Origin of the sequence: Vibrio sp. S9_S30, assembly GCF_014694455.1 — a bacterium.
In the GTDB taxonomy this organism is placed as follows: Bacteria; Pseudomonadota; Gammaproteobacteria; order Enterobacterales; family Vibrionaceae; genus Vibrio.
The window spans coordinates 46385-67754 of record NZ_JAAUWT010000005.1 but is presented as its reverse complement, the minus strand read 5'-3'; the positions used below and the strand labels follow the sequence as shown (position 1 = coordinate 67754).

Below are 21370 nucleotides of genomic sequence, written 5' to 3'. Positions count from 1 at the left end.
TCATAACCCAACACAACTTGCTCCGCCATTGATGGAACCAGCGTTTTCCAATTCATAAAAACCAAAAGCCCTACAATGTAGGGCGATGAAAATCTGTCGACATATCTTTAGTCTGTGTATTTTTATAATCGACGGAATTGCTTAACCAATTGTCCCTGCGAGTTGAGGTTACTAACCAAACCGCTGCATTCATCACGTGTATCACTGGCTAAAATATTCGTAGCAGCACACACTTCACTGATCGACTGAACACTTGAATTCATGTCTTCCGTCACTCTCGCCATTTCCTCTACCGCTGTCGCAATTTGGGTATTTCTATCCGAAATATCGGAAACCTGCTCCATTAGCGTATCAAGTTTGTTTCCAGATACTTCCGCACTTTCCACACATTGTTTGGATAACTCATTCCCTTCTTGCATAGCATTGACTGCACTTTGCGTACTTGTTTGAATTTGAGTAATAACCGACTGTATTTCTTCTGTCGATTCGTGGCTTCGCTTAGCCAAGGTTCGCACTTCATCTGCAACAACGGCAAATCCACGTCCTTGCTCGCCAGCCCGCGCAGCCTCAATTGCCGCGTTTAAAGCCAACAGGTTAGTTTGCTCTGCGATACTTTGAATAACGGTCAAAACATCTCCAATGGTTTTACCGTGTGCTTCAAGTTCACTAAATAAACCTGAAGCTTCATCTAACTGAGCCGACAACTGATGAATAGCACCTTTCGTTTGGCTTACTGCTTCTAACCCTTCAGATGCAGCCGTGCTCGCTTTCGTTGTCGCCACACTAGCGCTTTGTGCGTTTTCGGCAATCTCATTTGCCGTTGCATGCATCTGGTTAACCGCCGCGGCTACTTGCTCTGTCTCAGCGGTTTGCCCCTCTAAATTAGACGCTGTAGTGTCACAATTATTCGATGAAGATTGCGCCGCTTCCCCGATTTGTTCATTCGAATTTTGAATTCGTCCCACCATCGCATTCAGCTCTGATTGCCTCATTTTGAGCGCTAGCCGTATTTCAGAAATGTCATCAACATGATCGTTATAAACCAACTCCATTAAAGGATTATCGAACACTTTTCTCGACTCTTCACTGAGAGCTTCTAATCGTCTCGATACTTTAAACACCGAAAGAATAGCCAATAACAGCAGCGCCCATATTCCGACTCCAGGCACAAAAACATCCGCAATGGCGGAGACAATCGCAGCGGGTACGAATAACATTGCGGCTCGTTGCCACAACCTTGTTCGAGGCAACCTGAGTTTAAATGGCATTTTACCACTGCGAATTTGTGCATAGATTTTTTCTGCGTTATCGACATGCTTTCGATCAGGGCATAGACGAACAGATTGATACTCGACAATCTGGCCGTTTTCTTCGATCGGAGATGCAAAAGCGTCCACCCAATAGTGATCGCCATTACTGCATCGATTTTTAACTATCCCCATCCATGACTTGCCAGCCTTCAGGTGCTCCCACATATCTTTAAATGCTTGTGAAGGCATATCTGGATGCCTGACCATGTTATGCGGCTCTCCAACCATCTCATCTAACGAATACCCTGCTACTTCACAGAATTCTTTGCTGGCGTATTTTATGTGGCTACTGGTGGATGTAACCGATAGCAAATTATAGCCTTTAGGATACGTTACTTCTTTTTGTGTCACAGGTTGATTTACGCGCATATAAACCTCAAGAATCTAGTCAAACTTTCCAATAGGAACTTCTAATAACGCTTTGTTTAGCAAAATTTAATTTCATTTTTATTAATAGAGCAAGTATTTCTATAACTGTAAAACTCTAAAAACTCAAACTACTGAATGGCTATTTCTTAAAAATTACATCATTTTTGCGATATTTACCTAATAAAGAAACAAAATTACAAATTTACAAAATTTACAAAATTTAAAAATTACAAAAATATTATTTATCCATGTCTTATTCTTGCTAACCTTTCTCACCCCCAGCTCAGACCGAGCATTTAGCAGACAAACATTGGTTCCATCACTTAATTTGAAAAAAGAAGAATGAGTAATGGTATCGACGGCGACGAGCCACTTTCAGTATCAGTATGGTCGTAACGGCTAATTTCCGAATTGATAATGAACAATAAAGAAATAGGGAGTAAAGAAATGAGGAAATAAGGGAACAAGGAAATAAGGGAACAAGGAAAGAAGGCAACAACTTTTTAACTTTTTTAATACCAATACATAATATTCGCTACAGAGTATTAGCCCTTAGTCTTATTAGCTAAAGGCTAACTTTCCTTTGATACCCTTTGAATAACGAAAGACATGGCAAGAAAGCGTCCCGTTATATTAGACCTATGTCTAATAAAATACTCAACAAGGGATTGATTTAGATCATGAATACACACCGACTAACTGGGATAAGGTATCTACCTATTCCACACGTTGTGTGTTAGGTTTCCCAAAACGCCAGTAGGTGTTTGTTTGTAAGCTCAGGTCTATGCGGGCTCCTGAGCTTTCTTTTTCTTCCGAGCTTTCTTTTTCTTCCGAGCTTTCTTTGTCTTCCAAGCTTTCTTCTCCCTTCCAGCTTCTGTGCATCCAAAGTTCTACAAATCCCAATGCAATTGAGTACTAAAAATCGACCAACTTAGAGACTTAACTAACTTTTTAATGATCATCTGTGTTAACTTTCTATTTCCTAGGGACATTATTTCAAGCTGAAAAGGACTGCAATGTTTGAACAGGTCACCGGTATCATTTTTCCGGTATTCTCGCTTGTTTTCGTCGGGTTCATCGTTGCTAAATGGCAAAAGCCTGATTTCAAGCCTATTAATCGTATCAATATGGATGTGTTTACACCCGCACTTGTCTTTTCATCACTGTCTGCGATGCCTATAGATGAACAACAATTCCCATTAATTGGTGCGGCCCTGATTGCGATTTTAGTTCCTGGTTTACTTATGGTTCCAATATGCAGGGTATCTGGGCTGAACTTCAAAGCTTGGGCGCCGCCTCACATGTTTAGAAATAGTGGCAACCTTGCTATTCCGTTATTTACTTACACGTTTGGTAATACAGCATTAGCACCGGCCGTTCTGCTGTTTGTTATATCCACTTGCACACATATCAGCGTTGGTTTGGCGCTATTAAGTAACGGAAACCCACTCAAACAAGTCATTAAGATGCCCGTTTTTCTGGCCGCAGCACTCGCAATGTTCGTGAACCTTGCGGGCATTGAAGTTTGGCAACCTTTTCACAATGCCACTACGTTACTTGGACAGGCAGCGATCCCAGTAATGCTTCTATCCCTAGGCTCTCAAATGTGCTTTATGCGATATTCGGGGTTGAGAGCCGGTATTGTTTGCACAATTCAATCTTTGGGAACCGGTGCCGTTGCCCTTCTCTTGATATATTGGCTTGTGCCATTGCCCACCATGCAACTCCAAATGATGGTGCTTTTTAGCATGCTGCCACCTGCTGTCATGAACTATTTGTTCGCAGAACGATTTGATGTAGAACCCAGAAACGTGGCGTCGATGGTACTATTCGCAAACTTTTTTAGCTTGCTGACTTTGCCTTTGCTTCTTCTGTTCACATTGTCTTTGGGTTCACCCTAAGGTGAACCAACTGGCTTGTTGTTGTTCGGTATGGTACGTCCAAGCCACAAAACGGGTGATCTTTTGCCCATGAGTCATTTCAATGATCCTCACTTCATATGCGCCAAGTTTTTCTAACGTTTTTCTTAGCGGTCTTACGTTGTCCTTGTTGGAAACGAGCGTCGTAAACCAAAGGCATTGACGAGCAAACTTTTTACTTTCGTAAGCCATATTTTTGATAAATGACACCTCTCCCCCCGGACACCATAGTTCAGCTTTTTGACCGCCAAAGTTGAGCTTAGACTGGGGATCGGCTTTGATAACACCTCGCTTTTTTCGGTTTTCGGCGAGGTTTTTCAACTTCCTTTGTGTACCTTTATTCGCATCTTCCATGGATTTATGAAATGGCGGGTTGCACATGGTGAAGTCAACACGTGCTTTGGCATCGAGGATATTTTCAAAATATTTCTTAGGGTCTTTCTGTAGTTTAACCGCAAGTTTGCCTTTTAAAATGGCGTTACTTTCAGCGATTTTCTGAACGTTAGCAACAGAGATTGGGTCAATGTCACTGGCATACATTGTCCATTTATAGTGGCTGATCGCGACGATGGGGTACACCGCGTTTGCGCCAGTTCCAATATCCAGGCCAGTAATTGCGTAACCTGGTGTTTTGCCCACAAATAAGTCCGCAATATGATGCAAATAATCCGCCCGACCAGGAAGCGGTGGGCAAAGAAACCCTTCAGGTATACTCCAGTTTGTGACACTGTAATGGTGAGCAAGTAACGCTCTGTTTAGCATGATGACGGCTTTGTCATCTGAAAAATCGATAGATAAATCGCCCTTTATGTTCTTAATAACATACGCTTGCAATTCTGGGAGAGTTTTAACGAGCGCAGAGAAGTGATATTTACCTTTGTGCGAATTACGTTTATGGAGGGCGCCAAAGCGCTTTTTTACCACCTTTGTACCTAAGGGGTTATTTGTGTTTGATGTATTGTTCGTTTTTGAAGACACAAATTACCCTTTTTGATTGGTTTGAAGTTCTTGGTGAAGTGGCTCTTGGTGAATGAGTTCTTGATGAATGAGCTCTTGATGAATGAGATATAAGCGGGCATCGAACTCTAGCTGGTGATATTCCGGCTCCATGTGACAACATAACTGATAAAAAGCTTTATTGTGCTCTTTCTCTTTAATGTGAGCCAATTCGTGCACCACCAGCATTCTTAAAAACGGTTCCGGCGCCTGCCGAAACAGACTGGCAATCCGAATTTCATTTTTCGATTTGACTTTGCTGCCATGAACTTTGGATACGTAGGTATGAAGACCAAGCGCGTTGTTCACCATATGGATCTTTTTGTCATACACCACTTTATTCAAGGGTGATGATTTTTTGAGATACCTATTTTTAAATTCCATGGTGTATTTAAACAGCGCTTTGTCGGACGTAATTGAATGGTTATTGGGGTAGCGTTGCTTCAACCACGCTCCGAGCTTCTCTTGCTGAATGAGTTGCTCTACCTGCTCGAGAATAGGTTCTGGATAACCTTGGATATACCGAAGATGCGTACTCATAAGCTCCTTTACTGCATGGATGTAAAATCTGAGTGCGCGACATTTTATACTCTTAGGAAGGCTTACCCAAGTCAGAAGTAGACGAACGAGCCAGATAGCCCTTTCCATCAGAGTTCACCAAAAATAAAAACCTCAGCAATCAGGCTGAGGTTCCTTGTGTTTTCCGGACTTCACGTCTTCATTCGCGAAGGCATTTACGCCTGAAAAGATGGGCGGCTCGATATTTTATCAAACCAAGATTTAATGGATGGGTACTCATCAAATACATTCAGTTCCAAACCGTTGACCGCAAAGCTGATAAAAATATGCCCAGTGATATCAACGATCGTAAATCGATCTGACGCAATGTAAGCCGATTCACTGAGGCGTTTCTCAAGTTTTGGCAAGAAACTGGCGACACGACTTTTCGATTCTGCACCCCAAGCTTCTACACACGTTTCACGATCACTATAAATACCGGTTAGGTTTCTGAAGGCTTGGAATCCTGCGTACAATCCCTCAAACTCGACCACTCGGTGCCACATCTCAACTTGGGCAGCTTCCAGTGCCCCTCTGCCAAACAGTGCTAACTCATTGCTGTTCGTACTGTCTAAATAACGACAAATCGCCACGCTTTCACTAATGAAGTCGCCAGAATCAAGTTCTAGCAAGGGCACCTTTCCGTTTAAAGATTTTGCCAAATATTCAGGTGTCAGGTTATCACCAGCTTTTACGTTAAGTTGCTGCTTTGCGATTTCAATCCCCAATTCTTTCATGAAGATAGAGACACGACGGCTACTTGGTGTCATGGCAGTTTCATACAGTTTCATTGCTTTTCTCTCACATTCTAAACGTTCGTTTAGATATAAGTTACAGAATAACTAAACGAACGGTCAAGTATTAATTTTCCCTTTTAAAGCTGTTATACTCGCAAAACGAGAAGTGAGAGAACCCATGCCTAGAAAAAGTAATTTTGATAAACAAGAAAAACTGATTGATGCCATGAACCTTTTTTGGCAAAAAGGTTATGCAAACACCTCGATCGCAGATTTGGTCGAGACGCTTGGAATAAACCGTTTCAGCCTTTACAACACCTATGGTGATAAGCAAGCACTGTATTATTCGGCTCTTGATTTTTACCTTGAAAACATTTCTTTCCCTTCAATGAAAAGCCTCTTAGAAAGTGATGCGGATCTGGTCACTATTGAAGCGTTTTTGACGCGCTTTGCTCGAATTCAAAAAGAGCAAAAAAGCGGTTGTTTCATACAAAATGCGCTGATCGAGCATGGTAGTGCTGACAATACGGTGAAAAATCGGGGGGAAGGTCTATTTGATTTCCTTCATAGCAACTTTAAACGCGCATTAGACAATGCTAAGTTGAAACAGCAAATTGCTGAGAGTTGCAATACTGAAGCGCTTGCTTCCCTTTTGCTGACACAAGTTCAGGGGATAAGAGTGCTTGGTAAAGCGAAAGCCTACACCGAGTTAGAACAAGCCGTTGATACGATGTTTGTTCTCATAAAATCCTATATAGCCAAGTAGCCTACTGTACGCTGAAATACTAAGTGCCGTTTTGTTTTTCTGCATTGACAGGCAGTTCATCCGAAAATTGCGCCGCTATGTCGGCAAAGCGGTTCTCTACTCTTTTAAATGCCTCTATCACCTCGGGATCAAAGTGGCTGCCAGAAGAGGACTCAATGATTTCTACCGCTTTACTGTGTGGAAAAGCGGGCTTATACACTCTCGATGAAATCAGGGCATCATACACGTCCGCCACGGCCATAAGCCTTGCACTCAATGGTATTTGCGCGCCTACGAGTTGTTCAGGGTAACCTGAGCCATCCCATTTTTCTTGATGGTAGTACGCTATATCTTTAGCATGCTCTAAGAAAGCACAGGTCGCACCCAGCGTTTTTTCAACAGTGTTGATGGTGTCCCCCCCAAGCCGTGTGTGGCTTTTCATGATCTCAAATTCTTCAACCGTCAATTTTCCTGGTTTCAGTAAGATATGATCGGGAATGCCCACTTTTCCAATGTCGTGTAAGGGTGCCGACTTGTAAAATGCTTCAATAGTTTCCGGTGTTAATTCTTCATGGTATTTCGGATTCTTTGCCATCGTTTCGGCGAGAACCTTTACGTATTTCTGAGTTCGGCGTATGTGATTTCCCGTGTCGTTATCCCGCGTTTCCGCTAGCGAAGCCATAGCAAGAATGATCGCATCTTGCAGCATCTCCAATTCTTCTGTTCGCTCTTTGACCCTTCTCTCCAGCGCTTCGTTATGATCCTTTAAGCTGTCTAACACGAATTGAAGCTTTAGATGCGTTTTAACACGAGCCAACAATATGGGGGGACTAATCGGTTTGAGTATGTAATCTACCGCTCCTACATCAAACCCTTTCTGCTCATCTTCAATTTGTGATTTAGCCGTTAAAAAAATAACAGGAATAGAATCCGTTTTCGGATTTTTCTTTAGCTGATAGCAGACTTCATACCCATCCATGACAGGCATCATGATGTCCAAAAGCACCATGTCGGGATTAAAGCGTTCACACAATTCTATGGCTTGCAAACCACTCACCGCCGCCAATACTCGATACTCATCTTTAAGCAAACCCGTAATCAACGTTCGGTTTTCAGCCGTATCGTCGACGATTAAGATGGTTTTTTTATCACCTTGCTGAAACAATATTAAGCTCCTTGCACTTTTCCCATATCCAGCGGATATAAGTTCACTAAGCTTCTTAAGATAGACGCCGCTTGGTCAAAATCGCAGTCATGAATAAACTGGCAACATTGGTCAAATTCTTCACCACCCAATACGGCTTCAAAATCTTGATGATGCTCCTCAAGGAAATCGATCGCGTTCGCATCGAAATTCTGTAATAACTCATCTAGACGGTGGACTCTTCCGAGAATATCCTCATTGACTTCTTGCTTTCGTGTAGGGAGAACATGACCAATCACTCGGGATATGTCCGTAAATAAAACCGCGATGTATTCTTCCATTTCATCCAAAAGAAGCGATATTTCCTTGTGCTTTTCACTCTCTATCAGTATCTCGAGCCGTGAGGCCATATCTGATAAGCGCGTTAATCCCAAATTAGCGCCCGATCCTTTTAAGGTATGCGCAGCCATGGTCGCCCCTGCTTTGTCTTGTTTCTCGGTCAAGATGTCGATGCGCTTACGAAAATCAAGTTCTTTATTAATAAGCTGCCTGAGGAGTTTCTTAAACAAGGTTTCATTACCCCCGACTCGGAGCAAAGCATTTTTGTAATCGATCGAATCCAAATCGTAGAGTGTGCGGTTTCCTTTTGTTGCCGACGCCGCCTTTTCTGACACTTTCACCTTTGCTGTTTGGGGTGATTCGATTTCATTCGATTCCGTTTTAACCGACGCTTCTAACGTGGATTTTGATGATGCTAACGTTTTTAGCGCTCTCAATTTTTCCGCGGCCCATTTACGAATGATTTGATACAAGGTTTCGGGGTCTATAGGTTTGGATATGTGATCGTTCATGCCTAAACTTAAGCATCGCTCTCGCTCTTCGACCATGGCATGCGCTGTCATCGCAATTAAAGGGGTGTGTTCATATCGACTATTTGAACGAATGCGTTTGCTGGCTTCATAGCCATCCATAATCGGCATTTGCAGATCCATAAAAATCACATCATAAGGCACTTCACCGAGCTTACTGATAGACAATAACTCCAGTGCTTCTTTACCATTATTAGCAATAGTGACTTCCATGCCTTTGCCAGACATTAGCTCAAAAGCAATCTGCTGATTGATTTCATTGTCCTCAGTCAACAGTACTCGCAACCCTTTAAATTCGTCGTTATCCTCAGAGCGAGCCGCTTCAGCAAGCTTTGAAAAACGGTCTTCATTAGAAAATAAATCGATTAAGCAATCATAAAGAGACGACTGGCTGACTGGCTTAGTGAGATAGTGAGAGATATCTACGCTATTTGACGCTTTTTTCACATCATCTTTGTCGTATGCCGTAACCATCACAACTTTAGGCTGCTTATCTCTTTCTAATTTTTCTCGTATGAGCGTCACGGCTTCTATACCGTTTAGCTTAGGCATGTTCCAATCCATCAATACCAACGAATATGGGGTATCCTGAGTGATACGCTCTTTAATCATGTCAAATGCTTCTAAGCCACTGCTTGCTGTTTCCGGTTGGATAGGCAGGGTTTCAAGCATTTCAGACATAATTTCAAGCGCATGATGATTATCATCGACAATGAGTACTTTTAACTCATCCAGCATGTCTGCACGAAGAGACGTCCATTTGTCTTTTGCATTCACGACCTGATCAGCAAGATCAAACCAAACATTGAATACGAACGTACTCCCTACATCCGGTTCACTCTCTACGCGAATATTTCCCCCCATTAACTCCACAAGCCTTCGACATATTGACAACCCTAATCCCGTTCCGCCATACCTTCTTGTGGTACTGCCATCGGCTTGAGTAAATGCCGTAAAAAGCCTGCTGGACTGTACTGGCGTCATCCCTATCCCTGTATCCGCGACGGTAAATTCCAATTCAATTCGGTCACCAATTTGTTCAAGAATGTCAACCGATACCGTAATTTCGCCTGAATCTGTAAATTTGACCGCGTTGTTTACTAAATTAATAATCACTTGACCGATTCGAAGGGGGTCTCCGATAAGCTGCTGTGGAATAACCCTAGGGATGTGAAAAAGAAGCTCAAGGTGTTTCTCAAATGCTTTTTGCCCAGTGACTGTAGAGACATTTCTGAAAACGTCATCAAGCGTAAACTCGATATTTTCCATTTCCAGCTTGCCCGCTTCAATTTTAGAAAAATCGAGAATGTCGTTAATAATACCGAGCAGTAATGTACCGGAGCTGTGAATTTTAGACACGTAGTCACGCTGTTTTGGTGACATGTCTGTTTTTAACGCGAGGTGCGCCATGCCGATAATGGCGTTCATAGGTGTGCGAATTTCATGGCTCATATTAGCAAGAAACATAGATTTTACTTCTACCGCCTCTTCAGCTTTGACCATCGCGGCATTGAGTTCTTGCTCTGCCAGTTTTCTTTCCGAAATGTCTCGAATAAACAACGTAGCCTGACACAACTCTCCCAGCTGGAAGATGGTCATGCCGATTTCTGCGGGTATTGAACGATTAAATTTGTCTTTTGTATCAACTTCAAAAAACTGCCCTACGAGGCTCTGCTGGATCTGCAAATCCAGCTTACGCCCAAGCACACCTTCTAAGCGCGTCTCACCTTCCATTTGCAGCAGTTCTTTAATCGAATGTGTAATGGCTTCTTCTGACGAAAAGCCATACAGTTCTTCAGCGATTTTATTCCAGCTGATAATTTTACAGTCTTTGTCCAACAAAATGACACCAATAGGTGCACTATCAACGATAGTTCGAGACAATTCTTCAGACTTCTGTAAGTCGGCAGTTTGGCTTTCTATCTCTTTCTCTAATTCTTCTTGATGACGCGCTAAAACCAAGTTTTTAGCTTGCAAATCGATCATCAATTCTTCAACCGTTTTAACCGCGAGATCACGCTCTAAAAGGTCAAGTGCGGATCGATCAAATGGGACCTTAGCCTTGATATCCACTTCTAGGCTGTTTTCTGAATAACGAAATGGAACACAGGATTGATTAAGGTGTTCTGTATCGAGCTCTTGCTCAATCGGGAGGCTCACCAATCGGATAAGATCAGGGTTAGCGAGGATAGTGAATCTGATGGGGGAATACTGGTTGTTCATAAGAGTGAAGAACTGAGCAAACTTTAGCCCCCATTTGTCCACTTCCACATCCGAGTAACCACTGCTACGCAAAATACTGATGATTTTGTTTCGTGCTAACAGTAAGCTAGGCTCGCTGCCATCGACTGCTAGGCTCCCAACTTCACTCATTTCACCCATTTCCGCACCACCACTTGAGTACCAGTTGGGGAGGATTGAATATGAAACTCATCCATCATTCTCTTGACACCCGGCAAACCTAAGCCAAGGGTTCCAGAGGTACTTTCACAGTCGCGCATCGCACGCTGAATGTCATTGATACCCTGCCCTTGATCTTCCGCTCGGATCTCTATTCCTTTCCTGATCGCCGTTTCAATCACGTGAAAAAAAACACTGCCTATTTGGGCATATTTGACAATATTCGTTGCCAACTCGGAAACACTGGTCGAGATCTCACTCACCTCAACGGCGCTAAATCCGATGTCTTTTGCTAAAACGAATGCCGCCATAACAACAGTCATCACCTCAGGTTCAGATGAGACGAAATACATCTCCTCTCCAAAGCTCTTTTTTAGGGCGGCCTCCATTAGCGTTCTCCTAATCGATTCCTATTCACCAATTCAATGCCTTGCTCCAAACTGGCTACCGTGTTAAGTCCACCGACTTCAACTCCCAGTTCAATGAGCGCACAAACAATTCCGGGCCTTAGACCAACCAACACACACAAAGTCCCCATCACCCCTGCGGAATCAATTATTTTTCTCAGCTGCTCAAAATTGTCTTTATCAAAGGAACCCACACCCGAAAGATCAATAAGCACACCGTCAACCATTTTCCGATGGATCTGATCCAATAATTGTTTTTGGAAGCTATCCAAAATCGAATGTGTAAGGTCAACTTGAATCGAAGCAATTAAAGTAGAATTCAAACTGTTGATGGTAATTGCGGATTCCATAAGCTTCCTCACTTGGATTTTGTTATGACATCCAAACCAACAATATTGAATGCCTCTTCCAACGCATATCGAAGCGTGGCATTGGTTTTCACTTCACCCACATTAATCCCAAGTTGCACCATGGTTTGGGCTATCGCGGGGGACACACCAGAGACTAAACATTCACAGCCCATAAGCCGCGTTGCTTTGGTAATGTTGATGAAATGGTTTGCGACGGCGGTGTCCACAACAGCAACACCGGAAATGTCCATAATGAAAATTTTTGCACGAGCATCTGCGATTTTTCCTAATACCGCACTCATGATGTCTTGTGCGCGTTTGGAATCGATGATCCCCACAACGGGCAACATAAGAATGTCTTCCCAAATCATCGTAACAGGCGTTGACATCGCCAATAAGGCTTCGCTTTGTTCGGAAATTCTGCGGTTAATGAGATTCGAATAAGTTTCGACTACGATAGTCGTATCCATATGGAGTTGCTTAGTAAACGCCGTTATCAAAGCACTGTATTCATCCTTGTCGAGGCTTCCGTCATACATACGCTTGGTGAAAATCACCATTGACATGTTCATACCCGCAAAATAGGTAGGCAAAGACAACCCCACACGAGCATGAACTTCTCCGGTGGAAACTCTTTCAGCAATGTAACTCGGGTTGATCTGAGCTTCAAAAAAGGTTTTCCAATAACGGACCTGAGAGTCCTGAACCCGCTCCAAACGATTGCGATCAGCAAAAAACTGCTTGTACTCTTGTTGTGTTTCTAACCACACATAAAAATGGCGCACATACTCATCCAACTTGGGGATCATTATCTTCCCAAATTTCCGAATAAGAGCGAGATCCGTCTCGGTCAAATCATGCAACGCCATAAGCGATATCGGATCGCTACCTTTGCCTTGGTTTGAATTCATATACCTCTCCATTGACACGCCGCTCCAATAGCCTCGTCAATTTTACTCATTTAATTTGTTGATAGGATTCACAATGCTATTCCTAATATTAGTTGAGGATTTTATATATGTGAGGATTTTATGTAGGAAAGCCTTTATTATCTAAAATACTATTCTCCAAAATACCTTGAACGCGTGAGCTACACACGAATGACAAACGGCCTTTTCAAACCGTTTAATTCCGTTAAAATGCCCTTTTTATCAGTTCAGAGACCATTATGAAACGCGTTGTCCTGTACGTGAAAGATAAATGCCCACACTGCAAGTCTGCGCAACAGTATCTTGATTCAAAAGGCATCAAATACAGATTGTGTAATGCAAAAATGCAGCGTGGAAGAAAAGAGCTCGATGCCATCGGTGCGCGCTCTGTTCCTGTATTGAAGGTGGGCGATCAACTATTAATAGGTTGGAATCCAAAGAATTTCGACAAAGTGTATAAGTCATAAGAGCACCAAACGACGCTCAAGATTACACATCGCGCTCCACTCATATGCATGATGGGAAACGTCAGCTTACTTATGCTGACGTTTGACATAATCAATAAACGTTCGGTTTGCGAGGGAGAGATAACCGCCTTTGCGCCAAGCCATCGCCAGATCAAGGTACACGGGGTTATCGAATGGAACGGCTTTCAAACCCAATTCATTTTCCGTGACCAACTCCAGTAATGCGGTTACCGCAAATTCTTGCCGGACAATCTTTAATATCATCGTTAACAAGTTTGTTTCAAAAGAAAACGTGGCTTTAAGCCCATGAGCGAGACAAGCTTCATCGATGAATTCTCGATGGAAGTACCCTTTTTTGAACATAGCAAGCTCGTGCTTAAAAAAGGTTTCGTAAGAGATCGATGCTTCACGGGCTAAGGGATGGTGCTCCCCGACAACCGCGACCATTTGAGAACGGAATATCGGGTCGACTTCAAGGGCGTTGGGCACGTCTTTATTCAGTACCACCCCAATATCCAATTCACCGCCGAGTAACATTTCCCTTATCGATTTCGTACCAGCTTCAACCATGGTCAGTTTCAAATTTGGGTAAGAGGCTTTAAACCCCATCAATATTTCAGGGAAATAGTACGACCCCATCATACTCGGCACCCCTAACCTAACCTCGCCTTTCTCCAACCCCTTAAGTTCATTCATGGCGATTTTGGCATCGTTAAGCTGCTGGATGACATTTTTAGCAAAGGGCAATAACACCTTGCCTTCATCTGTCAGCGTTAACCGTCTTTCATCACGATGAAAAAGCGAAATTTCGAGCTCGGTTTCCAGCTTTTTAATGGCAATACTCAGAGCAGGTTGCGCGATATTCAAAGCGTTGGCGGCTTTTGTCACATTTCCCATTTCGGCAACGGCGACGAAATATCTCAGAGGCTTACTTTCCATATTTTATTTATATCAAACCCATATAGTTAATATATTTTAACTATAGCCCATGTATCGCTAGTCTGTTTACAGAATTTTTAGCCCGTATACCATGATGATCTGTACCGATAGCCCTTCATACCGTTCTGTGAGTTTCGCACTCGCTTTTGGATCCTTCATTGTTTTTGCCAATCTCTATTTATTTCAACCTATGCTGCCTTTGATGGCATCTCATTTCGACGTTTCTTCCACTCAAATTAATTGGGTCTTAGCGGCAGGGACGCTTTCTCTCGCGCTGTCACTGATCCCTTGGGCGGTGTATTCAGAAACAGCAGGTCGGCGTAAAGTTATGTTGATCAGCTTGTTTTTACTCCCATTTGTTGGCTTGCTGTTACTCGCTTCGGAAAGCTTGATCGGATTAACACTTTCAAGGGCGGCGATGGGGGTTTCATTGGCGGGCTTCGCCGCGGTTGCCGTGGGGTATATGGCGGAAGAATTCTCACCTAAAGCACTGGCTTTGTCTGTCGGAACTTACGTGAGCGCAAATTCTCTTGGCGGCATAGCCGGAAGAATTTATGGTGGGATGATCACACAACATTTCGATTGGCAAACCGCGGTATTGGGCATGGCGGTTTTTAGTTTATTGGGTGCGATTTTAGTGATGAGGTTGCTCCCTACTCAACGCCACTTCAAGCCTCAAAGCGGTCTGTTTTTTCATCATAATCGGCATGTTCTTCAGCATTGGAAGGTTCCTAAGTTACGTTACGCAATGCTCTTAGGCGGTATCAACTTTGCCATTTTTGTGAACTTGTATTCTGTTGCCGCGTTTCGCTTGGTTGAGCCTCCTTACGAACTTCCTGTGGGCATCGCATCCATGATCTTTTTGTGCTATTTAGCTGGCACCATCAGCGCAAGGCTAAGCGGGTTATGGCGAAAGCACTACTCGGTGGTGTCCGGTATGGTGGCGGGTACCGTGATTAGCGCAGCAGGTATGCTTTTAGCCTACATCGAGTTGTTATCTGCCTTGATTGGAGGATTACTGCTGATCGGTTTTGGGGCCTTTTTCGTCCATTCGCTGGCCTATGGTTTCGTTAGCCAACATGCCATACAAGCAAAGGCGACAGCAACGGCTCTCTATTTGGTTCACTATTACGTTGGCGGAAGCCTTGGTGGTTTCTTACTCATTTATTGCTGGCAACACGGGGGTTGGGGTGGCGTGGTTGTCGGTAGCAGCGCACTCTATACGATCATGTTTCTCCTATGCAGAGCGTTACATTCGTATGAAAAGCCCCCTTCCAAGCTCAAAGAAGCGATGGAAACTTAAGGAGGAAATGGGAACTTAAAGAAACAATAGAAGCTTAAAGAAACAATAGGAACTTAAAGAGGCATGGAATCTTGAGGCATCTCACTCTCGCTTGTGGTACGCTTCCGCCCCACTAAATTAATACCCCAAAACCGATACTCTAAAAGCGATAAGAAGTCTCCCAATGTCGAAGCAAAATGATGAGCAAATACGTCAGCAAGTCACTCAGTGGCTAGAAGATGTGGTGATAGGTTTAAACCTGTGCCCTTTTGCCGCCAAGCCCAATAGAAACCGTCAAATAAAGATTGCTATCAGCCATGCTGAAACAGAAGAGCATTTGCTCGAAGCCATTCTTGGCGAGCTCAATGAGTTAAATGAAAGCGAACCAGAAAAGCTTGAAACCACGCTGGTTGTGGTTCCTGACATGCTCGATGATTTCATGGACTATAACTTCTTTATCGATTGGGTCGAAGCGCTCATCAAACAGCAACATTGGGAAGGCATTTACCAAGTGGCCACTTTCCATCCCAATTACTGCTTTGGCGGTGCCGAACCGGAAGATGATGAAAATCTAACCAATCGTGCACCTTTTCCCATCTTTCACTTAATTCGCGAAGAAAGTATGGAACGTGTGCTTAAACATTACCCAAATCCAGAATCGATTCCAGATACTAATATTGAAAGAGTTTCTAACCTTTCAGAAGCGGAAAGAAAAAAACTCTTTCCTTACTTGTTTGTTTAACCCTGTTTAGGATATTCACTTGTCTCAATCATCATTTTCTTCCATTGGGCTCAAGCCTGAACTTCTGACTAACCTAGATTCCATGGGTTATACAGAAATGACACCCATTCAGGCAAAAAGCCTGCCTCAAATTCTTTTAGGAAAGGACGTTGTTGGCCAGGGTAAAACCGGTTCAGGTAAAACAGCGACGTTTGGCTTAGGGTTATTGCAAAACTTAGACGTCAAAAAATTCCGAGTGCAATCTTTGGTGCTTTGCCCTACTCGCGAATTAGCCGATCAGGTAGCGAAAGAGATTCGCAAATTGGCGCGTGCCATTCATAACATTAAAGTGCTCACCCTATGTGGCGGTATGCCAATGGGGCCACAGATAGGGTCGCTAGAGCATGGCGCACATATTTTGGTTGGCACTCCTGGGCGGATCCTCGACCATTTAGAAAAAGGGCGCATCCATCTCGAACATTTAAATACCTTGGTTTTGGATGAAGCCGACCGTATGTTGGATATGGGCTTCCAAGACGCGCTGGATGCGATCATCGAGCGAACACCTGAGAACAGGCAAACACTGTTGTTCAGTGCCACGTTCCCAGAGTCTATCGAAGCCATTTCTAAGCGTATTCTCCGCAGCCCAACCATGGTGAAAGTAGAGTCGACTCACGACACCGTAAGCATTAGGCAACACTTCTACACGGCAGACAGCTTTGACGACAGGCTAGAAGCAACCCGTTTACTACTAATGAGTGAACAACCAGAATCAACCGTGATTTTCTGCAACACCAAACGCGATGTTGATGACGTCGCCGACGAGCTTCGTTACCGTGGGTTTAGTGTCATTGCGTTACACGGTGACATGGAGCAAAGGCAACGTGATCAAGCGCTGGTTCAGTTCGCCAATAAGAGCGTTTCGATTCTTGTTGCCACAGACGTCGCTGCCAGAGGGCTGGATGTCGATAACCTCGATGCGGTGATCAACTTCCACTTAGCCCGCGATCCTGAAGTGCATGTCCATCGAATCGGTCGGACAGGTCGAGCGGGGGCGAAAGGCTGCGCGCACTCCTTTATTAGCGAGAAGGAAGGCCATAAAGTCGCTCAAATCGAAGAGTATTTCGACCTCGAAATTTCACCCAGATCCTTGCCAAATAAAGAGGTGCTCGACGCCCCCACGTTTTACGCAAAAATGGTGACACTTCAAATTGATGGCGGAAAAAAACAAAAGATAAGACCAGGGGATATTTTAGGTGCTCTGACTGGCGATAACGGTATATCAGGTGACCACGTAGGCAAAATCAACGTATTTCCCATGAGCGCTTATGTTGCGGTTAATACATTGAGTGCGAAAAAGGCATTCAAGAAACTTGAGAGTGGGAAACTAAAAGGAAAGCAATGCCGCGTACGCTATGTGAAGAATTGATCCGTTAAGCTCTTTCCGCCAAAAACGTTTACTCTGCGTCAGTAACGTTTTATCCACATCGAAAGAGCCAAATACGACCCTATTTCTTCCGTTTTCTTTGGCTTCACACACCGTATGGTACGTGGTTAAAATTATGGTACGTGGTGAAAATAAAGCTATTTAGCAAAGATTTAATAACGTTATCTAGAAAAGATTTAGGGTCCTCTCCATAAGAGGTATTGAACGTGTCGCGCCAGCAATACCAGCCGCCGTCATTCAGTATTGCTCCCCCTTTGGGAATACAGGTTATGATTGGGTAGAGTATTTTTTATCGACCTAATCAATACCCTCTCTGCCCTCAATAAGTTAGGCCAGTTATAAAACTCAAAAATTGAAGAAAATGAAGAAAATGAAGAAAATGAGTTTTTCTGGTAACATTTCGAAAAATTCAAACGAGAAGCATACCATGCAACTGACAAAGCTGACTCAAGACTTATACAACCACTTATATCAAGACATTACTGAATTCCGCTCTACTTTTGACTTACCTGTCGCGCAGCCAGATTCACTGGACGAAAAAGCCGATCAACTTCACTCTTCTCTGGCGATTGAAGAACTCACAGAGCTCGCAGAAGCGGATTGCAAAACAGAACAAGCCGATGCCATTATCGATACGGTATACGTACTGATGGGTCGACTTGTGCACCTTGGCCATAGCAAGATGGAAGACAATTTGACCATCAGCTACCTGATTGATTTACTGCTTCATGTCGCCGCTAATCGCGAGATCGACTTTGTGCCTTGTTGGGACGAAGTGCATTCCAGCAACATGAGCAAAGTGTGCCGCAATGAACAGGAATACAGTGAGACAGAAGCCCATTACGCTGAGCAGGGAGTGAAGCTGGTCGCGGTCACTAAAGGCGAATACATCATTGCAAAGTGCGCTGAAGATGTAACGATTGAAGGCAAGACCATTCGCCAAGGAAAGGTGCTTAAGTCGGTATACTACCGCCCTGCTGATCTTGAAAAGCTGACGGCATAAGCCATCGGATCTCAGGCTAAGAAAAAAGCCTAATAATATAAAGCCCGAGTAATGTTACTCGGGTTTTTTGATGGGTACTGTTCCGCCTTTCGATAAGTTAACACTGTCGCCCCTTTTAAAGACTTGGTCCCGATTTTCGGACATAACTTTAATTGATTGACCTGTTTTGATCATACCCAGAAATATCAGAATAGATTATGACTAGAAAACGTAAACCCACTCGTTACGACAGTACTCTATTTTTATTTGTTAGCTTTTACTACCAAAGAGCATCGACACGCCCAACCAAGAAAACCATACTATTTGAGTTATGCCGAACATTGCCGTGAGCACTTCAGCGGGATAAATCGTCAGAATACCAACAATGCCAACGAAAAAGCCCAAGAAGTTAAAAGATTTAGAAAATTCATGGCTTCTATAAGCAGCAATACTTAACAATAAAACCCATAAGCCTCCAACAACCTCGTTCCCACCACCGATACCTTCAGCTATGGTGGAGATAATAGACCAAACTAAAATGGCTTGTTCTGAGTTCGTTGTTGATAATTCAAGGGCAGCAGCTAAACCTATATTTGAAATCATTCCGCTGGCAATGACCAAACCCACCCATATCAACCCATAAATTGAAGCCACTTTCGATAGATTTGGAGCATTGATTTTCAAACGCTCGTGAACTGCCAGTACGAGCACAGCCAAAAGAATACCAAACAGCACATACATAACGAGGTTTACAACGGAAAAACTGGTTTGATTTTCAGAGAGAAAAGCCAATTTTTTCATCGAGTCAGCATCAACCGGAAAATCCCAATAAACGCCAAAAAACACAAAAGCTGATACATAAATAACAGCCTCAGATAATGCCGCAATCCCACCTATCTTTTGTAAGTAACTCATTATTTTATCCTTTATTGGTATCAGTGTGATTAGGATAAAATAGTAGCTGATAGTCGATTAATTACATGCTAAATGGAAGCATAGGGCATGAATTCAAAAAATATACCGCTAGGATACATATCTCTCTAAAACCTTAAAAAACATCTTCATTTGATACATCCAACAAATACAAAAACGCCAACCTTTAAAAAGGTTGGCGTTGTTTAATTAAGGGGCTGTTAAGCGAATTGATTCATTGTGTTGTTTTCGCCCGAGGCTTTGAGTGCTTGCTCACCCGAGAAGTACTCTTTGTGATCGTCACCAATATTAGAACCCGACATGTCTTGGTGTTTAACCGATGCCAATCCCTGACGGATTTCTTTGCGCTGTACTTCTTTCACATACGCTAGCATGCCTTTCTCACCGAAGTAGTCCTTCGCTAGGTTGTCGGTAGACAATGCGGCTGTGTGATAAGTCGGCAACGTGATCAAGTGGTGGAAAATCCCCGCCTCTCTCGCTGCATCGCGTTGGAAGCTTTGAATTTTTTGATCCGCGGCTACTGCGAGCTCTGAATCATCGTACACACTGCTCATCAACTTCTCACGTTCGTAACTAGACACATCTTTGCCTTCTTCTGCCCATGCATCAAATACTTGCTGGCGGAAATTCAATGTCCAGTTGAATGAAGGGCTGTTGTTGTAGACCAACTTCGCATTTGGAATCACTTCGCGAATGCGGTTTACCATACTCGCAATTTGCTGAACGTGGGGTTTCTCAGTTTCAATCCAAAGCAGGTCAGCACCATTTTGCAAAGACGTGATGCAGTCCAGTACCACACGATCTTCACCCGTATTTGGTTTAAAACGAACCAGACCATTCGGTAAACGAGTCGGCTTAATGTACTTTTCGCCCTGCTTCAAGACCATATCGCCACTGCCTAGATCCGATAGCGAGCTGATTTCTTCTCCATCGATAAATGCGTTGTATTGATCCGCCAAATCGCCTGCGGTTTGCGACACTGGGATTTTCTGAGTAAGACCTGCACCCAACGAATCCGTGCGTGCCACAATCACACCGTCGTCGACACCCAACTCCAAGAATGCATAGCGAACCGCGTTAATTTTCGCTAAGAAGTCTTCATGAGGTACCGTTACTTTGCCATCTTGGTGACCACATTGCTTCGCATCCGACACTTGGTTTTCAATTTGGATGCAACATGCGCCAGCTTCAATCATTTTCTTCGCCAACAAGTACGTTGCTTCTTCATTACCAAAGCCCGCATCAATATCTGCCACAATGGGAACGATGTGCGTTTCAAAATTATCGATTTGATTTTGAACCGCCTGCGCTTTAACGGTATCACCGGAATTACGTGCGCCATCTAACTCTTTGTATAAATGGTTAAGTTCACGCGCATCGGCTTGTTTTAAGAAGGTGTACAGTTCTTCAATCAACATCGGCACGGTGGTTTTTTCGTGCATCGATTGGTCTGGTAGTGGACCAAACTCAGAGCGAAGCGCTGCGACCATCCAGCCAGAAAGGTACAGGTAACGACCACGAGTCGTCTCAAAATGCTTTTTAATGGCAATCATTTTCTGCTGGCCGATAAACCCATGCCAACAGCCGAGAGACTGGGTGTAGTTCTCGCTGTTGTTATCATACGCTTCCATGTCTTCACGCATGATTTTTGCCGTGTAACGGGCGATATCTAATCCCGATTGGAATCGGTTTTGTAGACGCATTCGTGCCACATATTCAGGGTTAATGGCCGCCCAAGTTTGACCTTGATGTTGGATAAGTTCGTCTGCCTTTTGGGTCTCTGTTCTGTAATTTTCCATGGGATCTCTCTTTTAATATTTTATTGTGTTCACGTTATTGGATGTGCCTAATCGGTATTTTGAATGT

20 protein-coding genes are annotated in these 21370 nt (G+C 43.5%); 7 read left to right on the top strand and 13 right to left on the bottom strand.

The genetic code is table 11. The features are described 5' to 3' along the window. Nucleotides 1-122 precede the first annotated feature (122 nt). Both HC752_RS07490 and HC752_RS25120 read right to left on the bottom strand, forming a co-directional pair. A complete protein-coding gene (locus HC752_RS07490; protein WP_190334518.1) occupies nucleotides 123-1679 on the bottom strand; it encodes a methyl-accepting chemotaxis protein in 1557 nt (518 codons plus the stop codon). A 717-nt stretch (nucleotides 1680-2396) separates the two neighbouring features. Continuing rightward, nucleotides 2397-2531, bottom strand: a complete 135-nt coding sequence (locus tag HC752_RS25120) for a hypothetical protein (protein ID WP_274602114.1) — start codon at nucleotides 2529-2531, stop codon at nucleotides 2397-2399. 164 nt (nucleotides 2532-2695) lie between these two features. Here HC752_RS25120 and HC752_RS07485 point away from each other — a divergent pair, with 164 nt between their 5' ends. After that, on the top strand, nucleotides 2696-3580 hold the full coding sequence (locus tag HC752_RS07485) for an AEC family transporter (protein WP_190334517.1): 885 nt from the start codon (nucleotides 2696-2698) through the stop codon (nucleotides 3578-3580). Here HC752_RS07485 and rlmF read toward each other — a convergent pair. The 3 genes from rlmF to HC752_RS07470 form a co-directional block, all read right to left on the bottom strand. After that, complete coding sequence (gene rlmF, locus HC752_RS07480) at nucleotides 3572-4576, bottom strand: 23S rRNA (adenine(1618)-N(6))-methyltransferase RlmF (protein ID WP_190334516.1); 1005 nt, start codon at nucleotides 4574-4576, stop codon at nucleotides 3572-3574. The two genes, HC752_RS07485 and rlmF, sit on opposite strands and share 9 nt — an antisense overlap. A 3-nt stretch (nucleotides 4577-4579) precedes the next feature. Further along, the gene (locus HC752_RS07475) at nucleotides 4580-5134 is read right to left on the bottom strand and encodes a M48 metallopeptidase family protein (protein ID WP_190334515.1); all 555 of its coding nucleotides are present in this window, start codon (nucleotides 5132-5134) and stop codon (nucleotides 4580-4582) included. Between the two features lie 194 nt (nucleotides 5135-5328). Continuing rightward, on the bottom strand, nucleotides 5329-5943 hold the full coding sequence (locus tag HC752_RS07470; protein WP_190334514.1) for a glutathione S-transferase: 615 nt from the start codon (nucleotides 5941-5943) through the stop codon (nucleotides 5329-5331). Nucleotides 5944-6067: 124 nt separating this feature from the next. On the opposite strand from HC752_RS07470, the gene HC752_RS07465 reads away from it, so the two are divergent. Then, nucleotides 6068-6655: a TetR/AcrR family transcriptional regulator gene (locus tag HC752_RS07465; RefSeq protein ID WP_190334513.1), complete on the top strand. Its 588-nt coding sequence runs from the start codon at nucleotides 6068-6070 to the stop codon at nucleotides 6653-6655. Nucleotides 6656-6674: 19 nt separating this feature from the next. Here HC752_RS07465 and HC752_RS07460 read toward each other — a convergent pair whose 3' ends face one another. Genes HC752_RS07460 through HC752_RS07440 form a run of 5 tightly spaced genes read right to left on the bottom strand, consistent with a single transcriptional unit; the run spans nucleotide 6675 to nucleotide 12715 of the window. Next, nucleotides 6675-7802: an HD domain-containing phosphohydrolase gene (locus HC752_RS07460; protein WP_190334716.1), complete on the bottom strand. Its 1128-nt coding sequence runs from the start codon at nucleotides 7800-7802 to the stop codon at nucleotides 6675-6677. Next, a complete protein-coding gene (locus HC752_RS07455) occupies nucleotides 7802-11020 on the bottom strand; it encodes a hybrid sensor histidine kinase/response regulator (protein WP_190334512.1) in 3219 nt (1072 codons plus the stop codon). Before HC752_RS07455 ends, HC752_RS07460 begins: the two co-directional genes overlap by 1 nt. Then, nucleotides 11017-11436 (bottom strand): anti-sigma regulatory factor, encoded by a 420-nt coding sequence (locus HC752_RS07450; protein ID WP_190334511.1) that lies wholly within the window; start codon nucleotides 11434-11436, stop codon nucleotides 11017-11019. Before HC752_RS07450 ends, HC752_RS07455 begins: the two co-directional genes overlap by 4 nt. After that, nucleotides 11436-11804, bottom strand: a complete 369-nt coding sequence (locus tag HC752_RS07445) for an STAS domain-containing protein (protein ID WP_190334510.1) — start codon at nucleotides 11802-11804, stop codon at nucleotides 11436-11438. Before HC752_RS07445 ends, HC752_RS07450 begins: the two co-directional genes overlap by 1 nt. Before the next feature lie 8 nt (nucleotides 11805-11812). After that, entirely contained in the window at nucleotides 11813-12715 is a 903-nt protein-coding gene (locus HC752_RS07440) for a protoglobin domain-containing protein (RefSeq protein WP_190334509.1), read from the bottom strand. A gap of 257 nt (nucleotides 12716-12972) precedes the next feature. Here HC752_RS07440 and HC752_RS07435 point away from each other — a divergent pair, with 257 nt between their 5' ends. Then, entirely contained in the window at nucleotides 12973-13200 is a 228-nt protein-coding gene (locus HC752_RS07435) for a glutaredoxin family protein (RefSeq protein ID WP_190334508.1), read from the top strand. Between the two features lie 66 nt (nucleotides 13201-13266). On the opposite strand, the gene HC752_RS07430 is transcribed toward HC752_RS07435, so the two are convergent. Next, entirely contained in the window at nucleotides 13267-14139 is an 873-nt protein-coding gene (locus HC752_RS07430) for a LysR family transcriptional regulator (RefSeq protein WP_190334507.1), read from the bottom strand. A 127-nt stretch (nucleotides 14140-14266) separates the two neighbouring features. On the opposite strand from HC752_RS07430, the gene HC752_RS07425 reads away from it, so the two are divergent. From HC752_RS07425 to HC752_RS07410, 4 genes are all read left to right on the top strand, one after another. Further along, the gene (locus HC752_RS07425; protein WP_342029463.1) at nucleotides 14267-15442 is read left to right on the top strand and encodes an MFS transporter; all 1176 of its coding nucleotides are present in this window, start codon (nucleotides 14267-14269) and stop codon (nucleotides 15440-15442) included. 163 nt (nucleotides 15443-15605) lie between these two features. Beyond that, nucleotides 15606-16163, top strand: a complete 558-nt coding sequence (locus tag HC752_RS07420; protein WP_190334506.1) for a DUF1415 domain-containing protein — start codon at nucleotides 15606-15608, stop codon at nucleotides 16161-16163. A 19-nt stretch (nucleotides 16164-16182) separates the two neighbouring features. Next, complete coding sequence (gene dbpA, locus HC752_RS07415; protein WP_190334505.1) at nucleotides 16183-17571, top strand: ATP-dependent RNA helicase DbpA; 1389 nt, start codon at nucleotides 16183-16185, stop codon at nucleotides 17569-17571. 445 nt (nucleotides 17572-18016) lie between these two features. Next, the gene (locus tag HC752_RS07410; protein ID WP_190334504.1) at nucleotides 18017-18592 is read left to right on the top strand and encodes a nucleoside triphosphate pyrophosphohydrolase family protein; all 576 of its coding nucleotides are present in this window, start codon (nucleotides 18017-18019) and stop codon (nucleotides 18590-18592) included. A gap of 249 nt (nucleotides 18593-18841) precedes the next feature. Here the strand turns inward: HC752_RS07410 and HC752_RS07405 are convergent, their stop codons facing one another. Further along, the gene (locus tag HC752_RS07405) at nucleotides 18842-19486 is read right to left on the bottom strand and encodes a hypothetical protein (RefSeq protein ID WP_190334503.1); all 645 of its coding nucleotides are present in this window, start codon (nucleotides 19484-19486) and stop codon (nucleotides 18842-18844) included. Nucleotides 19487-19704: 218 nt separating this feature from the next. Beyond that, complete coding sequence (locus HC752_RS07400) at nucleotides 19705-21303, bottom strand: isocitrate lyase (RefSeq protein WP_190334502.1); 1599 nt, start codon at nucleotides 21301-21303, stop codon at nucleotides 19705-19707. Between the last annotated feature and the right edge of the window lie 67 nt (nucleotides 21304-21370).

Bases quoted from the DNA above. Each gene is read 5' to 3' on its own strand.
- HC752_RS07455 (WP_190334512.1), bottom strand. From the start codon at position 11,020: ATGAGTGAAGTTGGGAGCCTAGCAGTCGATGGCAGCGAGCCTAGCTTA.
- HC752_RS07490 (WP_190334518.1), bottom strand. From the start codon at position 1,679: ATGCGCGTAAATCAACCTGTGACACAAAAAGAAGTAACGTATCCTAAA.
- HC752_RS07440 (WP_190334509.1), bottom strand. From the start codon at position 12,715: ATGAATTCAAACCAAGGCAAAGGTAGCGATCCGATATCGCTTATGGCG.
- HC752_RS07470 (WP_190334514.1), bottom strand. From the start codon at position 5,943: ATGAAACTGTATGAAACTGCCATGACACCAAGTAGCCGTCGTGTCTCT.
- HC752_RS07465 (WP_190334513.1), top strand. From the start codon at position 6,068: ATGCCTAGAAAAAGTAATTTTGATAAACAAGAAAAACTGATTGATGCC.
- HC752_RS07435 (WP_190334508.1), top strand. From the start codon at position 12,973: ATGAAACGCGTTGTCCTGTACGTGAAAGATAAATGCCCACACTGCAAG.
- HC752_RS07420 (WP_190334506.1), top strand. From the start codon at position 15,606: ATGTCGAAGCAAAATGATGAGCAAATACGTCAGCAAGTCACTCAGTGG.
- HC752_RS07445 (WP_190334510.1), bottom strand. From the start codon at position 11,804: ATGGAATCCGCAATTACCATCAACAGTTTGAATTCTACTTTAATTGCT.
- HC752_RS07410 (WP_190334504.1), top strand. From the start codon at position 18,017: ATGCAACTGACAAAGCTGACTCAAGACTTATACAACCACTTATATCAA.
- HC752_RS07430 (WP_190334507.1), bottom strand. From the start codon at position 14,139: ATGGAAAGTAAGCCTCTGAGATATTTCGTCGCCGTTGCCGAAATGGGA.
- HC752_RS07485 (WP_190334517.1), top strand. From the start codon at position 2,696: ATGTTTGAACAGGTCACCGGTATCATTTTTCCGGTATTCTCGCTTGTT.
- HC752_RS07400 (WP_190334502.1), bottom strand. From the start codon at position 21,303: ATGGAAAATTACAGAACAGAGACCCAAAAGGCAGACGAACTTATCCAA.
- HC752_RS07405 (WP_190334503.1), bottom strand. From the start codon at position 19,486: ATGAGTTACTTACAAAAGATAGGTGGGATTGCGGCATTATCTGAGGCT.
- HC752_RS07450 (WP_190334511.1), bottom strand. From the start codon at position 11,436: ATGGAGGCCGCCCTAAAAAAGAGCTTTGGAGAGGAGATGTATTTCGTC.
- HC752_RS07475 (WP_190334515.1), bottom strand. From the start codon at position 5,134: ATGAGTACGCATCTTCGGTATATCCAAGGTTATCCAGAACCTATTCTC.